11 protein-coding genes and 2 pseudogenes are annotated in these 14,574 nt (G+C 72.7%); 6 read left to right on the forward strand and 7 right to left on the reverse strand.

Features of this window, described 5'->3' with window-relative positions; all coding sequences use genetic code 11:
- Window positions 1-8: 8 nt before the first annotated feature.
- From ACZJYS_RS00355 to ACZJYS_RS00365, 3 genes and pseudogenes are all read right to left on the reverse strand, one after another.
- Window positions 9-509 carry a universal stress protein gene (locus ACZJYS_RS00355; protein WP_338148310.1) on the reverse strand — a complete coding sequence of 167 codons (501 nt, stop codon included), beginning with the start codon at window positions 507-509 and terminating at the stop codon, window positions 9-11.
- A pseudogene (locus tag ACZJYS_RS00360) lies at window positions 489-1,058 on the reverse strand (universal stress protein); the annotation flags it as partial. The pseudogene ACZJYS_RS00360 and the gene ACZJYS_RS00355, both read right to left, overlap by 21 nt.
- Before the next feature lie 12 nt (window positions 1,059-1,070).
- A complete protein-coding gene (locus tag ACZJYS_RS00365) occupies window positions 1,071-1,700 on the reverse strand; it encodes an exopolysaccharide biosynthesis protein (protein WP_211848956.1) in 630 nt (209 codons plus the stop codon).
- Between the two features lie 92 nt (window positions 1,701-1,792).
- Between ACZJYS_RS00365 and ACZJYS_RS00370 the strand changes: the two genes are divergently transcribed.
- Complete coding sequence (locus tag ACZJYS_RS00370; protein ID WP_211848957.1) at window positions 1,793-2,452, forward strand: DUF2459 domain-containing protein; 660 nt, start codon at window positions 1,793-1,795, stop codon at window positions 2,450-2,452.
- A 77-nt stretch (window positions 2,453-2,529) separates the two neighbouring features.
- Here ACZJYS_RS00370 and ACZJYS_RS00375 read toward each other — a convergent pair.
- The 4 genes and pseudogenes from ACZJYS_RS00375 to ACZJYS_RS00390 all read right to left on the reverse strand — a co-directional run.
- Window positions 2,530-3,561 (reverse strand): annotated as a pseudogene (locus ACZJYS_RS00375) (NAD(P)-dependent alcohol dehydrogenase); the annotation flags it as partial.
- Window positions 3,562-3,591: 30 nt separating this feature from the next.
- Window positions 3,592-4,284, reverse strand: coding sequence for a CBS domain-containing protein (locus ACZJYS_RS00380; protein WP_211848958.1), 693 nt, complete (start codon window positions 4,282-4,284; stop codon window positions 3,592-3,594).
- A 47-nt stretch (window positions 4,285-4,331) separates the two neighbouring features.
- The gene (locus ACZJYS_RS00385) at window positions 4,332-4,631 is read right to left on the reverse strand and encodes a helix-turn-helix domain-containing protein (RefSeq protein WP_211848959.1); all 300 of its coding nucleotides are present in this window, start codon (window positions 4,629-4,631) and stop codon (window positions 4,332-4,334) included.
- A 118-nt stretch (window positions 4,632-4,749) separates the two neighbouring features.
- Window positions 4,750-7,428, reverse strand: a complete 2,679-nt coding sequence (locus tag ACZJYS_RS00390) for an AMP-binding protein (protein WP_493175077.1) — start codon at window positions 7,426-7,428, stop codon at window positions 4,750-4,752.
- 424 nt (window positions 7,429-7,852) lie between these two features.
- On the opposite strand from ACZJYS_RS00390, the gene ACZJYS_RS00395 reads away from it, so the two are divergent.
- From ACZJYS_RS00395 to ACZJYS_RS00415, 5 genes are all read left to right on the forward strand, one after another.
- Window positions 7,853-8,677, forward strand: a complete 825-nt coding sequence (locus ACZJYS_RS00395) for a universal stress protein (RefSeq protein WP_211848961.1) — start codon at window positions 7,853-7,855, stop codon at window positions 8,675-8,677.
- A 90-nt stretch (window positions 8,678-8,767) separates the two neighbouring features.
- Window positions 8,768-11,515, forward strand: coding sequence for a cation-transporting P-type ATPase (locus ACZJYS_RS00400; RefSeq protein WP_211848962.1), 2,748 nt, complete (start codon window positions 8,768-8,770; stop codon window positions 11,513-11,515).
- Window positions 11,516-11,555: 40 nt separating this feature from the next.
- Window positions 11,556-12,050: a phosphate-starvation-inducible PsiE family protein gene (locus tag ACZJYS_RS00405; protein WP_211848963.1), complete on the forward strand. Its 495-nt coding sequence runs from the start codon at window positions 11,556-11,558 to the stop codon at window positions 12,048-12,050.
- Window positions 12,047-13,135, forward strand: coding sequence for a patatin-like phospholipase family protein (locus ACZJYS_RS00410; RefSeq protein ID WP_211848964.1), 1,089 nt, complete (start codon window positions 12,047-12,049; stop codon window positions 13,133-13,135). Before ACZJYS_RS00405 ends, ACZJYS_RS00410 begins: the two co-directional genes overlap by 4 nt.
- Window positions 13,132-14,574: a GntP family permease gene (locus ACZJYS_RS00415; protein WP_211848965.1), complete on the forward strand. Its 1,443-nt coding sequence runs from the start codon at window positions 13,132-13,134 to the stop codon at window positions 14,572-14,574. The genes ACZJYS_RS00410 and ACZJYS_RS00415 overlap by 4 nt, the downstream gene beginning before the upstream one ends.

Genomic DNA, 14,574 nt, shown 5'->3' on the forward strand with positions numbered 1-14,574 from the left:
TCGGGTTCTCATCGCGGCGCATCGGGCGGCACGGCGAGCGCGTCGCAGCGCACCGCCGCCAGCACCTCGGCAGCCACGCTGCCCAGGACCGCGCGGCGCAGCAAGCCGGCGCCGGCGGTGCCGATGACCAGAAGGTCGGGGCGCGCCTGCTCCACCGCCTGTTTGACGACCGTTGCCGCCCGCCCCGCCACGACGCGCTGCTCGGGCCGGTAGGGCAGGTCGAGCGCCGCGACGAAACCCGCCAGCGCGGCGGCGGCCTCGCGTGCCGAATCGGCCTCGCGCGCCGCCACCGCGGCCGCCGGTGCGTCGGCCAGTGCCAGCGCCCCAAGGCCGGGCGGCTCGAAGGCGTGCAGCAGCGTCAGCCGCGCCTGGTCGAGCAACCCGAGCCGTGCTGCGGCGCGCAGCGCCCGCGCCGCATGCTCGGAAAGGTCGGTGGCGGCGATCGCTTGGCGGTAGGGACCCGCCGGCGCCCGATTGACCATCAGCACCGGGCGGCAGCCATGGCGCATGACCCGCTCGACGGTGGTGCCGGCGAAGATGTCGCGCAGCGGCCGGCGCCTGTGCTCGCCGAGCACGATGAGCTCGGCCTCCCACGTCTCGGCGACGCCCAGGATCGCCTAGAAGGGATCGCCTTCCTCGATCAGCGGGAGAATGGGATGCGCCGACGCCTGTCGGAGCGCCGCCACCTGCTCGAGGAGGATCGGCGATGCCTCGCGACGCTCGGCCTCGACGACGTGGCGCGGCTGGTCATCGTCCACCGCGTGCAGCACGAGCAACTCGGCGCCCGCCGCAGCGGCGACGAGCGCGGCGCGGCGCAGCGCGCGGTCCGCGCGCGATGAGAGATCGGTGCCGGCGACGATCCGCCGGATCGCCGGCCCGCGCCGGACGAGGCCCTCTGCATCCGACATCCGCCTAGCCCTCCCGTTGCCGCGACGCTGTTCTGCCAGGCGCCGGTGCGGCCGCCGCATTGCCGGCTGCTGCGCCCGCGCGGCGGCGGCGGCGTGCCGTCCGCCGGGCATGCCGGCGACACCTTCGCGCAATGCCGCCTGCTCCGCCATCGGCGTCCCCGGTCACCACCAGCCGAGCGCCACGACCGCGAGATGCAGCGCATAGAGCGCTCCCGCACTGATGGCGACCACCCATGCCAGCGCCAGCAGGCCAAGGCAGAGGCCGACGAGCACCGCCGCGCCGTCGCGCGCCAGCAGGCCGAGACCGAGCAGGATCAGCGCGATGCCCGGGGGCGGATTGCCGAACGGCACCGGCAGGATGAGAGAGAAGCCGAGCAGGACGATACTCAGCCCAAGCAGCGGCCGCGCGGCCGCGCCGGTGAGCCAGCGCAGCCGTCCCGGCCGCAGCCATCGTTCGATCTGCTCCACCCGCGGCAGCGCGCGCCGGAACACGGCGGCGAGGACGGCGCGGGGCAGGCCGATGCGCAGCAGCGCGCCCGGCAGCCTGAGCCGCCTCGCACCCAGGCCGAACTCCACGCCGATCATCATCAGGAGCAGGCCCGTCACCGGGCCGGTGGGCAGGAACGGCACCGGCAGCACCGAGGGCAGCGCCAGCAGCACCACCGCCAGCGGCACGCCCGCCGGGCCCAGGCCGTGGAGCACCATGCCGATGGTCGTCGCCTGCCCGGTCCCGATCCGGTCCGCGACACGCCGCAGCGCCGTTGACGCGGGGCGATCGGGTGTCGCGCTCATCGGCACAACGAGCGGCGAGCCGCGCCGGGCCCGCGCGGTGCGTGGCGGCGGGACGTTGGCGAACGCCGTGCGGCTCCCGATCTGGGGAGGGCATGCCGCTGCGACGCGCCCTTCCCGCCCTGCTCGTCGGCGCCTGTGCCGCGCGGCTCACGCCGTCGGCGGGGCCGCCGCTGCAGCCAGGCCCTGCGCTGATCGTCATCGCCGAATCCTGGCACACGGAGATCTGCCTGCCGGCTCACGCGCTGGCCTCCACGGCGCTCGCGCCGGTCCGGGCCGGCGCCCCGTCGGCGGCGGCCTTCAGCTTCGGCTTCGCGCTGGAGAGCTGGATGCGCGCCGACCGGCCCGGCCTGACCGAGGCGTTCGAGGCGCTGACCGGCGGCGTCGCGGTGGTCTCGATCCGGGCGCTTCATGACGCCGTGCCGCCCGGGGCGGAGGAGGCGATCGCGCTCCGGCTCCCGGCGGGCGGCATCGGCGCCATTGCCGCCTTCGTCGCCGGCCAGATGCGCGTGCCGGTGCCGCCTTCCCTGCCGCCCGGCGCCGGGTTGCGGCTGGTGCCCTCGGTCATCGCCTACTCACTGCACTTCACGTGCAATACATGGGTGACGCGCGCCCTGGCGGAAGCCGGGCTGCCGGTCCCGTTCGCAGGGATCGTCCTGCGCGGCCAAGCCATGGCCGCGGTACGGGCGGAGGCCGTGCGCCAGGCCGGCGCGCCGGGACGGGCGGAGCCGGGCGCGCCGGAGCGGCAGCCCTGACAAGGCCCGACGGGCCCCGTGCCGCATTCAGGCGTGATCGCCACCTTCATCACGCCGTCCCGCTGGTGGCTGAACAGGTCATAGGCCTCGACGATCCGATCGAGCGGGAAGCGGTGCGTGACCAGCGGCTTGAGGTCGAGCCGCCCGTTCGCGATCACATCCATCAGCCGCCGCATCCGTTCCTTGCCGCCGGGGCAAAGCGTGGTGACGATGGTGTGGTCGCCGAGCCCGGCGGCGAAGGCATCGCGCGGGATCGTCAGGTCGGTCGAATAGACGCCGAGCGAGGACAGCGTGCCGCCCGGCCGCAGCACGCGCAACGCGCCCTCGAAGGTGGATTGCGCGCCGAGCGCCTCGATCGCCACGTCTACGCCGCGGCCGTCCGTCAGGCGCATGATCTCCTGGACCGGGTCGGTCTTCGAGAAATCCACCACATGGTCGGCGCCGAGGCGGCGCGCGATGGCGAGCCGCTCCGGCACGCGGTCCACGGCGATGATGGTGGTGGCCCCCATCAGCTTCGCGCCGGCGGTGGCGCACAGCCCGATCGGCGCCTGGGCGAAGACCGCGACCGCGTCGCCGATCTGCACCTTGCCGCTCTCGGCCCCCGAGAAGCCGGTGGACATGATGTCGGGGCACATCAGCACCTGCTCGTCGGTCAGCTCGTCGGGCACCGGGGCGAGGTTCGCCATGGCGTCCGGCACCAGCACGTATTCGGCCTGGCAGCCGTCAATGGTGTTGCCGAAGCGCCAGCCGCCCATCGGCCGCCAGCCGTGCTTCGTGCCGGCGCCGTCCTGGCTGCACCTGCCGCACAGGCAGGCATTGGACCAGCCGGAGGGGGTGATGGCGCCGGCGATGGCGCGCTGGCCCTCGCGATAGCCCCTCACGCCGGAACCCAGGCGCTCGATCACGCCGACCGGCTCGTGGCCGATCGTCAGGCCCTCGGCGACCGGATACTCCCCTTTCATGATGTGCACGTCGGTGCCGCAGATCGTGGTGGTGGTGATGCGCAGCAGCGCGTCGAGCGGCCCGATCTCGGGGACGGGCTTCTCACGCAGTTCGATCCGGCCGGGTTCGACGAAGACTGCGGCCTTCATGGTCTTGGGCATCGGCATTGTCCTTCGGGAGGTGGCCGCCGCTGGCGCTCAGCGCGCCCCGAGCAGGAACGGCGGCGGCGCGGTGAAATCGGTTTCCACGCGCTTGACGCCGGGCAATCCCTCGGCCAGCACCCGCAGAGCACGGCGGATATCTTCCGAGCCGCAGAAGCCGTGCAGGCGTACGACGCCGTCCGCGACATCGACGAACATCAGCTGCCGGTCGAACCAGGGCTGCTGGCGCAGCGCGGCGGACAGGGCGCGCCGGATCTCGGCGTCCGACCGGGCGACGGCCGTTCCATCCTCCCCGAAGATGAGGGCGCGCAGCAGGTCGGCGCGCGAGACGACGCCCACCAGGACGCCGTCGCGCAGCACCGGCACGCGGCGGATCCCGCGCGATTCCATCACGTGCGCGATCTGTTCCGCCGTCGCGTCCTCCGTGACGCTGGCGACGTCCATGGTCATGACGTCCTTCACCGTACGGCCACGGACCCGGGCGAAGCGCGCGGCGTCCTCTTCCGAGGCGCGGAACAGGCTGGCGAACCACCCGGATTTCGGCGCCGCCGCATCGGCGAGGCGGCGGATCAGGTCGCCCTCGGTGATCACGCCGACCAGCAATCCGTCCTCCCGCACCACCGGCGCGCCCGAAACGCCGCGCTCGGCCATCGCGCGCGCGGCGGGCTCCAGGCCCATGTCCGGCAGGAACGTCAGCAACCCGGTCGACATCAGATCACGCGCGAGCATTTCGATTCTCCATTCTGCGACCCCCGCCTTCTGGCGGTCGGCATGCGTCAGTGGTTGCGCCGGGCGTCCTGGGGCCCGGACGCGTCGGCCGGCAGTTCCGGCGCCGCCTCGCCCTGGGACCCAGGCATCACGGCCGTTCCGTCGGGGGCATCGACCGGGAATGCGGCCACGCGTCGGGTTTCATGCGTGGCGAGAAAAGCCTCGAGGTCGCGAGGGATGATCCGCCACTCGCGTCCCAGAGCGATAGCCCTCAGTTCCCGCAGCTTGATCCAGTGACGGACGGTGGCCTCCGACACCTGGACCAACTCGGCGACCTCCCTCACGGTCAGGAACCGCCGCGTCAGCATCACGCCCCTCCCGTGTCGACACTTGTCAGGCCCGGCAGAGTTGCCACGAGCGCCGCCGGCCGGCATTGACCTGCATCAACCCTACCTGGGCTGGATCGAGCGCATCCGAGCGCCCGCGTCATCCGGCATCCTGCGCGCGGATCGCCGCCGCGATCCGCGTCCGGAGCGCATTCACGATCCGCCGCGCCTCGGCCTCGCCCACGCCTTCCGCGGCCAACTCGGTGGGCGTGCAAGGGGCGAGGAACTCCACCGAGAGGCGGCGGAACCGCGGCAGCCGGCGTGATCGCGGCCACGCCTCGACGGTCCCGCGCAGCACCACCGGCACCACCGGGATGTGGTTGCGGTGCGCGAGGAGCACGCCGATGCCGGCCTTGAACGGCTGCAATTGCCCGTCGGCGGACCGGATGCCCTCGGGGAACCAAGCGAGCCCATGGCCGCGCTGCAGCGCCGCACTACCGAAGGCGATGCTAGCCGCGGTCGCGCGCCCGTCGTCCACCGGAAGGATGCCGGCGATGCGGGCGAAGGCGCGGCGTAGCGGTCCGGCGACGATGAGCCGACTCCAGCCCGCCCAGTACATCCGCTCGAGCCGCGCCGCGTCCAGCGCGGCGGCGATCGCGAAGGGGTCAAGATAGCTCGCATGGTTGGGCACGAGCACGAAGGGGCCGTTGGCGGGAAGCGCCTCGACGCCGCGCACGCTAAGCCCGAACAGCCGGCGGAACACCAAGCGGTTCGCCGCCGCGAGCACGCGGCCGGCGATCCGCTGGCCGGTGCCGCGCGGTTCCAGCCAGCGGAGCCCGTCCTCGCCCAGCACGCGCTCCGGCTCCTCGAGCGGCAGCCGCGCATCGGCCCCGGCATCGCCGCCCTCGGCCACCCGCACCAGCAGGTCGCGTACGGTGCGGATCTCGCCGATCGTCGCGTCGGACAACGTGACGCCAGCCTGGTCGGCGATGTCGAGGGACAGGTCGAGCCAGCCAATCGAGTCGATCCCGAGATCGAGCTGGAGGTCGCTGTCGGGCCCGATGCGGCGATCGGCGAACCTCTCGCCGAGCATCCGGAGCACCGTCTGCGCCGTGTCGTGTTCGAGCAGCGCCCGGTCGTCTTCCGAAAGAGTCTCGATCGGCACGAGGCCGCTCGCGCGGCCGCGTTCCTCGCGCCCCGCCTCCCCGGCGCGCGCATAGGCCTGCACGATGAGCTGGCGGCGCGGCTTGCCCAGCCGGGTGCGCGGGATGGGCTCGGCGGTCAGGCGGTACTCGGCGATGCGCTGGTAGGATGGCAGGGCGCGCGCGACCTCGCGCACGACCTCGCGGATCGCCGCCTCGCCCCCGTCCTCGGCCCGCGCGGCGCGCGCCGGCACGATCAGCCCGGCGAGGCGGCCGTCGTGCTGGAGGACCGCGATCTCCTCGATCGCCGGATGCGCCTGGTAGGCCTCCTCGATCTCCTCGGGCTGCAGGTTCTTGCCGCCTTCGGTGACGATCACCGTCGAGCGCCGACCGGTGAGGCGGAGCCAGCCCGTCTCGTCGATCCGGCCGAGATCGCCGGTGCGGAACCAGCCATCCGCGGTGAAGGCCTCTGCCGTCTTCTGCGGCAGCGCATGATAGCCTGCAAACACGCCCGGACCGCGGGCCAGGACCTCGCCCTCGGCGTTGCCCTCCGCCGCGCCCTCGATCCGCAGCTCGGTCTCCGGGGCCACGCCGCCGACGGTCTCGAAGCGCATCGCGCCCGGCGGGTGGATGGTGAGCATAGGCGAGGTCTCGGTGAGTCCGTAGCCGCTCGCCACCTTCCAGCCGAGCGCCTCCATGGTCCAGGCGGTCTCGGACCTGAGCGCGGCGCCGCCGGAGACGACGACGCGCAGCGATGGGCCGAGCCGGCGGTGCAGCGACGCGAACAGCGTCCGGCCGATCCGCCAGCCGAAGCGGCGGCGGACAAGGCGCGACAGTCCGAGCGCGCCGCGGAACAGCGCCTGAACGACAGGCCCGCGCTGTCGCATCCGCTCGACCACGGCGTTGGTCAGGGCATCGAACAGCCGCGGCACCCCGATCATCACCGTCGGCCTGCCCGCCTGCAGCGCGGCCACCACCTGCGGGCCGGTGAAGCCCGCCGGGAGCACCACGGCGATGCCGCCGGCGAGCGGCGTGAGCACGCCCAGAACCAGCGGATAGACATGGTGCATCGGCAGCGGCAGCAGGACGCGGTCATCGGGCGACACGATGCCCGTGCCGGCGAGCACGCGGAGCTGGTAGATCAGGTTCCCGTGCGTCAGCGGCACGCCCTTGGGCGGCCCGGTTGTTCCCGACGTGTAGAACAGCACCGCGCGATCCTCGGGACCGACGCGCGCGAAGGTGGCGTCCCGGCTTTCCTCTGCCGTTTCGTCCTGGGCCAGCGGCAGCGCGCGCACGCCCTGCTGGTCGAGCGGCCGGCGCAGCCTCAGTGCCGAGGATGGCGCGATCAGCGCGACGCGCGCTCCGCTGTCGCGCAGCACGTGGCGGAAACTGTCGGCGCCGAGCGTCGCGTCCACCGGGACTACGCATGCACCGCAATGCAGGATGGCGAGGCAGGTCAGGATCCAGTCAGCGCCGCCCGGCCCGCAGAGGATGACGGGATCTCCCGGGCCGACACCCGCATGCGCGAGACGGCGCGCCTGGCGCGCCACCTCGGCGGCGAGATCGCTGTAGCTGATCACCCGCGTCCGATTCACCTCGAAGGAGACGATCGCGTCGCGTGACCCGGCCTGCGCGAGGTCATGCACCGCGGTCTGGAGTGTCGGGGGCAACGCGCGCGGTTTGTCGTCGGTTGTCATGCCGTCCCAATACTCCTCGCGGTGTCGCCGCGCAGCGCCACCGCACATTGCCGCGTGCGAAAACGCACGCGGTCGCCGACAAGGGCATCGGCTCCGCAGCCTCCCTCAAGATCAGGAGACGCCGCGTGAGCACCGCGCTCCTCACGTCTGAACGCTCGTCAGACTGCGACGTGTATCCGCAGGCGCGACTGGCCGGCATTGATGTACATCATTGCTCAATCAGCGCCGTTGAGTGCATCTGAGCGCCGCGGGCCGAGCCGGCGCAGCGGGCCCGGGCCGATGGCGTGACCAGGCGCGGAAGGACAAACGGAGAGCGAACGGAACAGCGCTCCGCGGTTCGGCAGCGCGCCATGCTCTTGAAAACCGACCTCGTGCGCGCCTCATGCTCGCGGGGTCCGAATTGAACGTGAAGGAGGCTGGGATCGTGGCTGTCACTACAATCGCGCTGCATGTGGAGCCGGACACGCTGGGCGCGGTGGATGCGTCCATCGCCCTGCCTCTGGCCCTGGCGGAGGCGCATTCGGCGCATGTTGCGGCACTGGTGTTCGCGGCGAGCGTCTATCGCCCCGAGCCGCCGGGCGGAGACGCCGAGATGCCGGAGACCGAGCTGGCAGCGCACGAGGATGGCGTGCTGCTGCACGTCCGGGCGGCGCTCGAGACGCGGGGCCTGCGCTTCGAGGTGCGCGGCCGCAGCAGCTTCGCCTACGGCGTCGGGGAGGTCCTCGCCGATCAGATGCGGGTCAGCGACCTCGGTGTCATGTCCTTCGGGTCGGGCGCCGACATCGGCAAGCGCTTCGTCGCCAACGGCGGCATCTTCTCGTCCGGACGCCCCATGCTACTCGTGCCGCCCAGCCACGCCGCCGCGTCGCCGCCTTCACGCGTCATCGTGGCCTGGGATGCCTCGACCGCTGCGGTGCGCGCGGTGCATGGCGCGCTGCCGCTCATGAAGCGGGCGGATTCGGTAACTGTCGTGAGCGTCACCGACGACAAGGAATTCCGCCCGGGGCAGTCGGCGGTCGAACTGACCCACCTGCTGGCGCGGCACGGCGCGAAGGCCAACTTCCGGCCCGTGCAGCGCGGCAGCGGCGGCGTGACGCGCGCGATCCTGGACGCCGCGCGGGAGGCCCAGGCGGACCTGCTGGTGATGGGCGCCGTCCGGCATGCACCGCTGCACAATCTGGTGTTCGGCAGCGCGACGATGGACCTGCTCGACCAGGGGCCGACGCTGCCTACGCTGCTGGCCGCATAGGCGGACCGGTCATCCGAGCGGTGGGCAGGTCGGGTCCAGCCGCGCACCACTGGACGACACTTGGGACCATGACCATCGAGGAGAGGCGGCATGTCGCTTCCACCAGGCCCGGCACCGCCGCGCGCACAAAACGGAGGCGGCGCCGGCTGGCATAGCCTGGCGACGGAGCAAGCTTTGGGCCGTCTTGGTGCGGCGCCCGCGGGCCTCACGCGCGGTGAGGCCGCCCGGCGCCTCTCCGAGCACGGCCCGAACACGCTGCCGGCGGCCGCGCCGCGCAGCGCGTTCCGGCGCTTCCTCGCTCAGTTCAACCACCTGCTGATCCAGGTCCTGATCGCCGCGGCGGCCATCACCGGGGTGCTCGGCTACTTCAAGGACGCCATCGTCATCCTGAGCGTGGTGCTGGTGAACGCCACCGTCGCCTTCGTCCAGGAAGGCCGCGCAGAGCAGGCGCTCAATGCCATCCGCGACATGCTCAGCCCGCACGCTTCCGTGCTGCGCGACGGCGCACGGATCACCGTGGACGCGGCCGATCTCGTACCCGGCGACGTGGTGCTGCTCGAGCCGGGCGAGCGCGTTCCCGCCGACCTCAGGCTGCTGCGCGCGCGCGGCCTGCGTGTCGAGGAGGCGGCGCTGACGGGCGAATCGGTGCCGGTGGACAAGACGTCCGATCCCGTGGCGGCGGACGCGCCGCTCGCCGACCGGACCTCCATGGCCTTCTCAGGAACGCTGGTCGCCGCGGGGCAGGGCATGGGCGTCGTCGTCGCCACCGGCCCGGCGACCGAGATCGGCCGCATCAGCGGCATGATCGGTGCCGTGCAGACGCTGACGACGCCGCTGCTACGCCAGATGAACCTGTTCGCCAGGCGGCTGACCGGGATCATTCTCGGACTGGCGGTCCTGATCTTCGCCTTCGCTTGGCTCTTCCGCGGTTTCGGCGCCGAGGAAGCCTTCATGGCCGTGGTCGGCATCGCGGTGGCCTCGATCCCCGAGGGGCTGCCGGCGGTGATGACCATCACGCTCGCGATCGGCGTGCGGCGCATGGCGGCGCGCAACGCCATCGTACGGCAATTGCCGGCGGTCGAGACTCTCGGCGCCGTTTCCGTCATCTGCTCCGACAAGACCGGCACGCTGACCCGCAACGAGATGGCGGTCGCGGTCATCGACTCCGATTTCGGCCGTTTCGAGGTCTCGGGCTCGGGCTATGCGCCCGGCGGCAGCGTCGCCCTGGCCGGCGAGACGCCAGGCCCCGCCGCGCTGGCGCTACTGCAGGAACTCGCGCAGGGCGTCGCGCTGTGCAACGACGCCGCGCTGCGCGAGCAGCCGGACGGCGGCTGGACGGTGGCGGGCGACCCGATGGAGGGGGCGATGCTCGCCTTCGCCGCCCGGGCCGGTCTGGCGCCCGAGACGGCGCGGCTGCGCCATCCGCGGCGCGACGAGATCCCCTTCGACAGCCGCCACCGCTACATGGCGACGCTGCACGCCGGCCACGACGCTGCCTTCGTCTGCGTCAAGGGCGCGCCGGAACGGGTCTTGGCCATGTGCGCCGCGGTCCGGCGGGAAGACGGCACCGCACCGCTGGACGCCTCCGCTTGGCGTGCCCGGGCCGAGGCGCTGGCCGCCGACGGGCTGCGTGTCATCGCCGTCGCCACCAGGGCCGACGTGCCGCACGGCACCGACACCCTGGCGCCCGCCGACATCGAGGGCGGGCTCGTGCTGCTGGGGCTGCTCGGGCTGATCGACCCGCCGCGCGAGGAGGCGATCGCCGCGGTGGCGGAATGCCAGGCCGCCGGCATCCGCGTGAAGATGATCACCGGCGATCACGCCGCGACCGCGAGCGCGATCGCGCGCCAGGTCGGGTTGCGCGGCGCGGGGTCGGTGGTCACCGGCGCCGAGCTTGACACGCTCGACGACGCGACGCTGCGCGTGCGCGTGTTGGAGAGCGATGTCTTCGCCCGCACCAGCCCCGAGCACAAGCTGCGCCTGGTCGAGGCGCTGCAGGCCGGGGGCGCCGTCGTCGCCATGACCGGCGACGGGGTGAACGATGCCCCCGCGCTCAAGCGCGCCGATGTCGGCGTGGCGATGGGCCGCAAGGGCACCGAGGCGGCCAAGGAAGCGGCCGAGATGGTGCTGGCCGACGACAACTTCGCCACCATCGCCGCCGCCGTGCGGGCCGGGCGCACGGTCTACGACAACCTCACCAAGACCGTGACCTTCCTGCTGCCGATCAATGGCGGCGAGGCGATGAGCATCGTGCTGGCGATCCTGCTCGGCACGCAATTGCCGATCACGCCGACGCAGATCCTGTGGGTGAACATGGTGAGCTCGGTCGCACTCGCGCTCACCCTCGCCTTCGAGCCGACCGAGCCCGGTACCATGCGCCTGCCGCCGCGCCCGGCCGACCAGCCGCTCCTCACCGGCTTCGTGGTCTGGCGCATCGTCTTCGTCTCGCTGCTGTTCTTCGGCTGCGTCTTCGGCATGTTCAAATACGCCACCGCGCAGGGGCTGTCGGTCGAGACGGCACGGACCATGGCCGTCAACACGCTGGTGGCGGCCGAAGTCGCCTATTTGTTCAGCGTTCGCTACCGGCACGGCGCTTCCTTGACCTGGCGCGGGATGCTCGGCACCCGGGCAGTGCTGCTCGGCGTCGCGGCCGTCATCGTCCTGCAGTTGCTTTTCACCTACGCTGAGCCCATGCAGGTGCTCTTCGCGTCGCGCCCGCTGGACCCGCTCGGGGAAGGATTGCCCGTGCTGGCGGTCGCAGTGTTGATCTTCGCGCTGCTGGAGATGGAGAAATTGGCGATACGTTGCCTGCGCCCCTTAGTCGTGTCCGCTGCCTGATTGCCACCACCTGCCATCGCCCCAATAAGAAGGATCCGACATGGCGCCGGACCAGGAACCCCTCATCGACCGGCTGCAATACGTCATCCGCATGTGTGTCCGCGCCATGGCGGTCATGATGGTGTTCGTGATCATCATGGGAGTAGTGGATGTCGGCTGGGTGATCTGGCAGCGTCTCGCCTCGCCGCCGCGCTTCATCCTGACCATTGCCGACATGCTGGCGACCTTCGGCGCCTTCATGGCCGTGCTGGTTGCCATCGAGATCTTCGTCAACATCACGATCTACCTGCGCGAGGAAGTCATCCACATCAAGATCGTCATCGCCACCGCCCTGATGGCGGTGGCGCGGAAGGTGATCATCCTGGACCAGGAGACGACCCAGCCGATGGAGATGTTCGGACTCGCTCTTCTGGTCGTCGCAACGAGTGTCGGCTACTGGCTGGTCCAGAACACGCCCCCGGTCAGCGTGCGGTTGGCGCGGAAGGACAACGCCGAAACACCGCCAGCCCGCCGCGACGGGGACGCCGGCACTTGACCGCCCGCCCGCCATCCGGCACCGCAATGCCGCCGGTCCGGCTCGAACTCGCGCTGCAGGGCGGCGGTGCGCATGGCGCCTTCACCTGGGGCGCGCTGGAGCGGCTGCTCAACGAGGACGGCATCGAAATCGTGGCCATCAGCGGCGCGAGCGCCGGGGCGGTCAATGCCGTGCTGCTGGCGCACGGGCTGATGGAGGGCGGCCGCCCGGCGGCGCAGCGCACCCTGTGGCAGTTCTGGAAGAGTGTCAGCCGCGCGGCGCAGGCGGCGCGGCTCGCGGCCGGTCCCTTCGGCGCGGCGCTGCCCGAATGGGCGCCCTTCGCGCTGTGGTCGGCCACCCAGGCCGCCTGGCGCGCCTTCGCCGAGACGGCGATCGGCGGGCTCGGCGGCGGCACGGCACTGGGCCAGAATCTCAACCCGCTGCGCCGCCTGCTGGCCGAGGCGGTGGATTTCGAGCGCCTGCGCGCCGCCGACGCGCCGCGGCTGTTCCTCTCGGCGACCGACGTCGCGACCGGCGCCTTGCGTGTCTTCCGCAACGCCGACCTGACGCCCGAGGCTGTGCTGGCCTCGGCCTGCCTGCCGCATCTGTTCCGCGCCGTCGAGATCGACGGCCGCGCCTACTGGGATGGCGGCTACCTGGCCAATCCGCCGCTGGCGCCGCTGATCGCCGAAGCCGACGCGAGCGACCTGCTGATCGTCCAGCTCACCCCGCAGGAACGGCGCGAGGCGCCGCGCGGCGCCGCCGCGACCGCGGAGCGGCTGAACGAGATCGTCTTCAACGCGAGCCTGGTGAACGAACTGCGGGCGATCGCCGCGCTCCAGCGCGCGCTGGCAGAGGGCGGCGGGGCGGGTGCCGGCGCCGAGCCGCTGTTCAACCGGCTCGGCTCGCTGCGGCTGCACCGGATCAGCGCCGACGAAAGCGTCTTCGCGCCCGGCGACAGGGCGCGCCTGCCCGAGTGGTCCTATCTGCAGTGCCTGCACCAGCAGGGCTTCGATGCCGCCGGCGCCTGGCTCGCGCGCCACCGCGCCGATCTCGGCCGGCGCGCCACGCTGGCCGTCCCGCCCGACGCCGGAATGCTGCCGTGAGCGGCATCCTCGGCATCCTCGCCGCGCTGGCGCTGCTGATCCTGCTCGCCTATCGCGGGGTCAGCGTGCTGGTCGCCGCCCCGCTCGCCGCCCTGGCCGCGGTGCTGGCGGCGGGCGCGCCGGCGCTGGCCTCGCTCACCCATGTCATGATGCCCGCGCTCGGCGGCTTCCTCGCGCAGTTCCTCGCGCTGTTCGTGCTCGGCGCCATCTTCGGCAAGCTGATGGAGGAGACCGGCGCGGCGCGCGCCCTGGCCGCGGCGCTGGCGGCGCGGCTCGGCCCGGCCAACGCCATCCCGGCGGTGGTGCTGGCCTGCGCGGCGCTGACCTATGGCGGGGTGTCGCTGTTCGTCGTCGCCTTCGCGGTGCAGCCGCTGGCCGCGGAGCTGTTCGCCCGCGCCCGCCTGCCGCGCGCGCTGATCCCGGCGACCATCGCGCTCGGCGCCTTCACCTTCACCATGACCGCGCTGCCCGGCACGCCGGCGATCCAGAACGCCATCCCGATGCCGTTCTTCGGCACCACCGCCTTCGCCGCCCCCGGGCTCGGGCTGATCGGCGGCGCGGTGATGCTGGGCTTCGGCCTCGCCTGGCTGCTGTGGCGGGCGCGGCGCGGCCGCTTCGCCGCCGATGCGCCGGAGCCACCGCCGCCCGCGCCGGCGCGACTGCGCGAGATGGCGCAGGGCGAAGGCTTCGACATCGCCGAGGCGCAGCGCGACGGCGCCGCCGCGGCCGCCGCGCCGCCGCCGCTGGCGCTCGCCGCCGCGCCGATCCTGCTGGTGGTGGCGCTGAACGGGCTGTTCGCCGGCCTGGTCCTGCCCGCCCTGCTGGCCGGGCAGCCGGCCGATCCGCGCCTGGGCGGGGCGGATCCGGCGAAGCTGATCGGGTATTGGGCGATCCTGCTCGCGCTCGCCGCCACCATCGTGCTGACCGTGCTGGCCAACCGCCGCCGCCTGCCGCGGCTGGGCGAGACCCTCGGCGCAGGCGCCAATGCCGCGGCGATCCCCGCGCTGAACACGGCGGTGCTGGTGGGATTCGGCGCGGTGGTCGCCTCGCTGCCGGCCTTTGCCCTGGTCCGCGACGCGGTGCTCGGCATCGCGCCGGGCAATCCGCTGGTCTCGCTCTCCATCGCGGTGAACATCCTGGCCGGCATCACCGGCTCCGCCTCGGGCGGGATGAGCATCGCGCTCGGCACCATGGGCGAGACCTATCTCGCGCGCGGGCTCGCCGCCGGCATCGCGCCGGAAGTGCTGCACCGGGTGACCGCCATCGCCACCGGCGGGCTCGATGCGCTGCCGCACAGCGGCGCGGTGGTCACGCTGCTGGCGATCTGCCGGCTGACCCACCGCGAAGCCTATGCCGACATCTTCGCCGTCGCCTGCGCCGGGCCGATCCTGGCGCTGGTGGTCGTGCTCGTCCTCGCCGGGCGGTTCGGCGCGTTCTGA

It is taken from the genome of Roseomonas sp. TS2, from assembly GCF_058833935.1.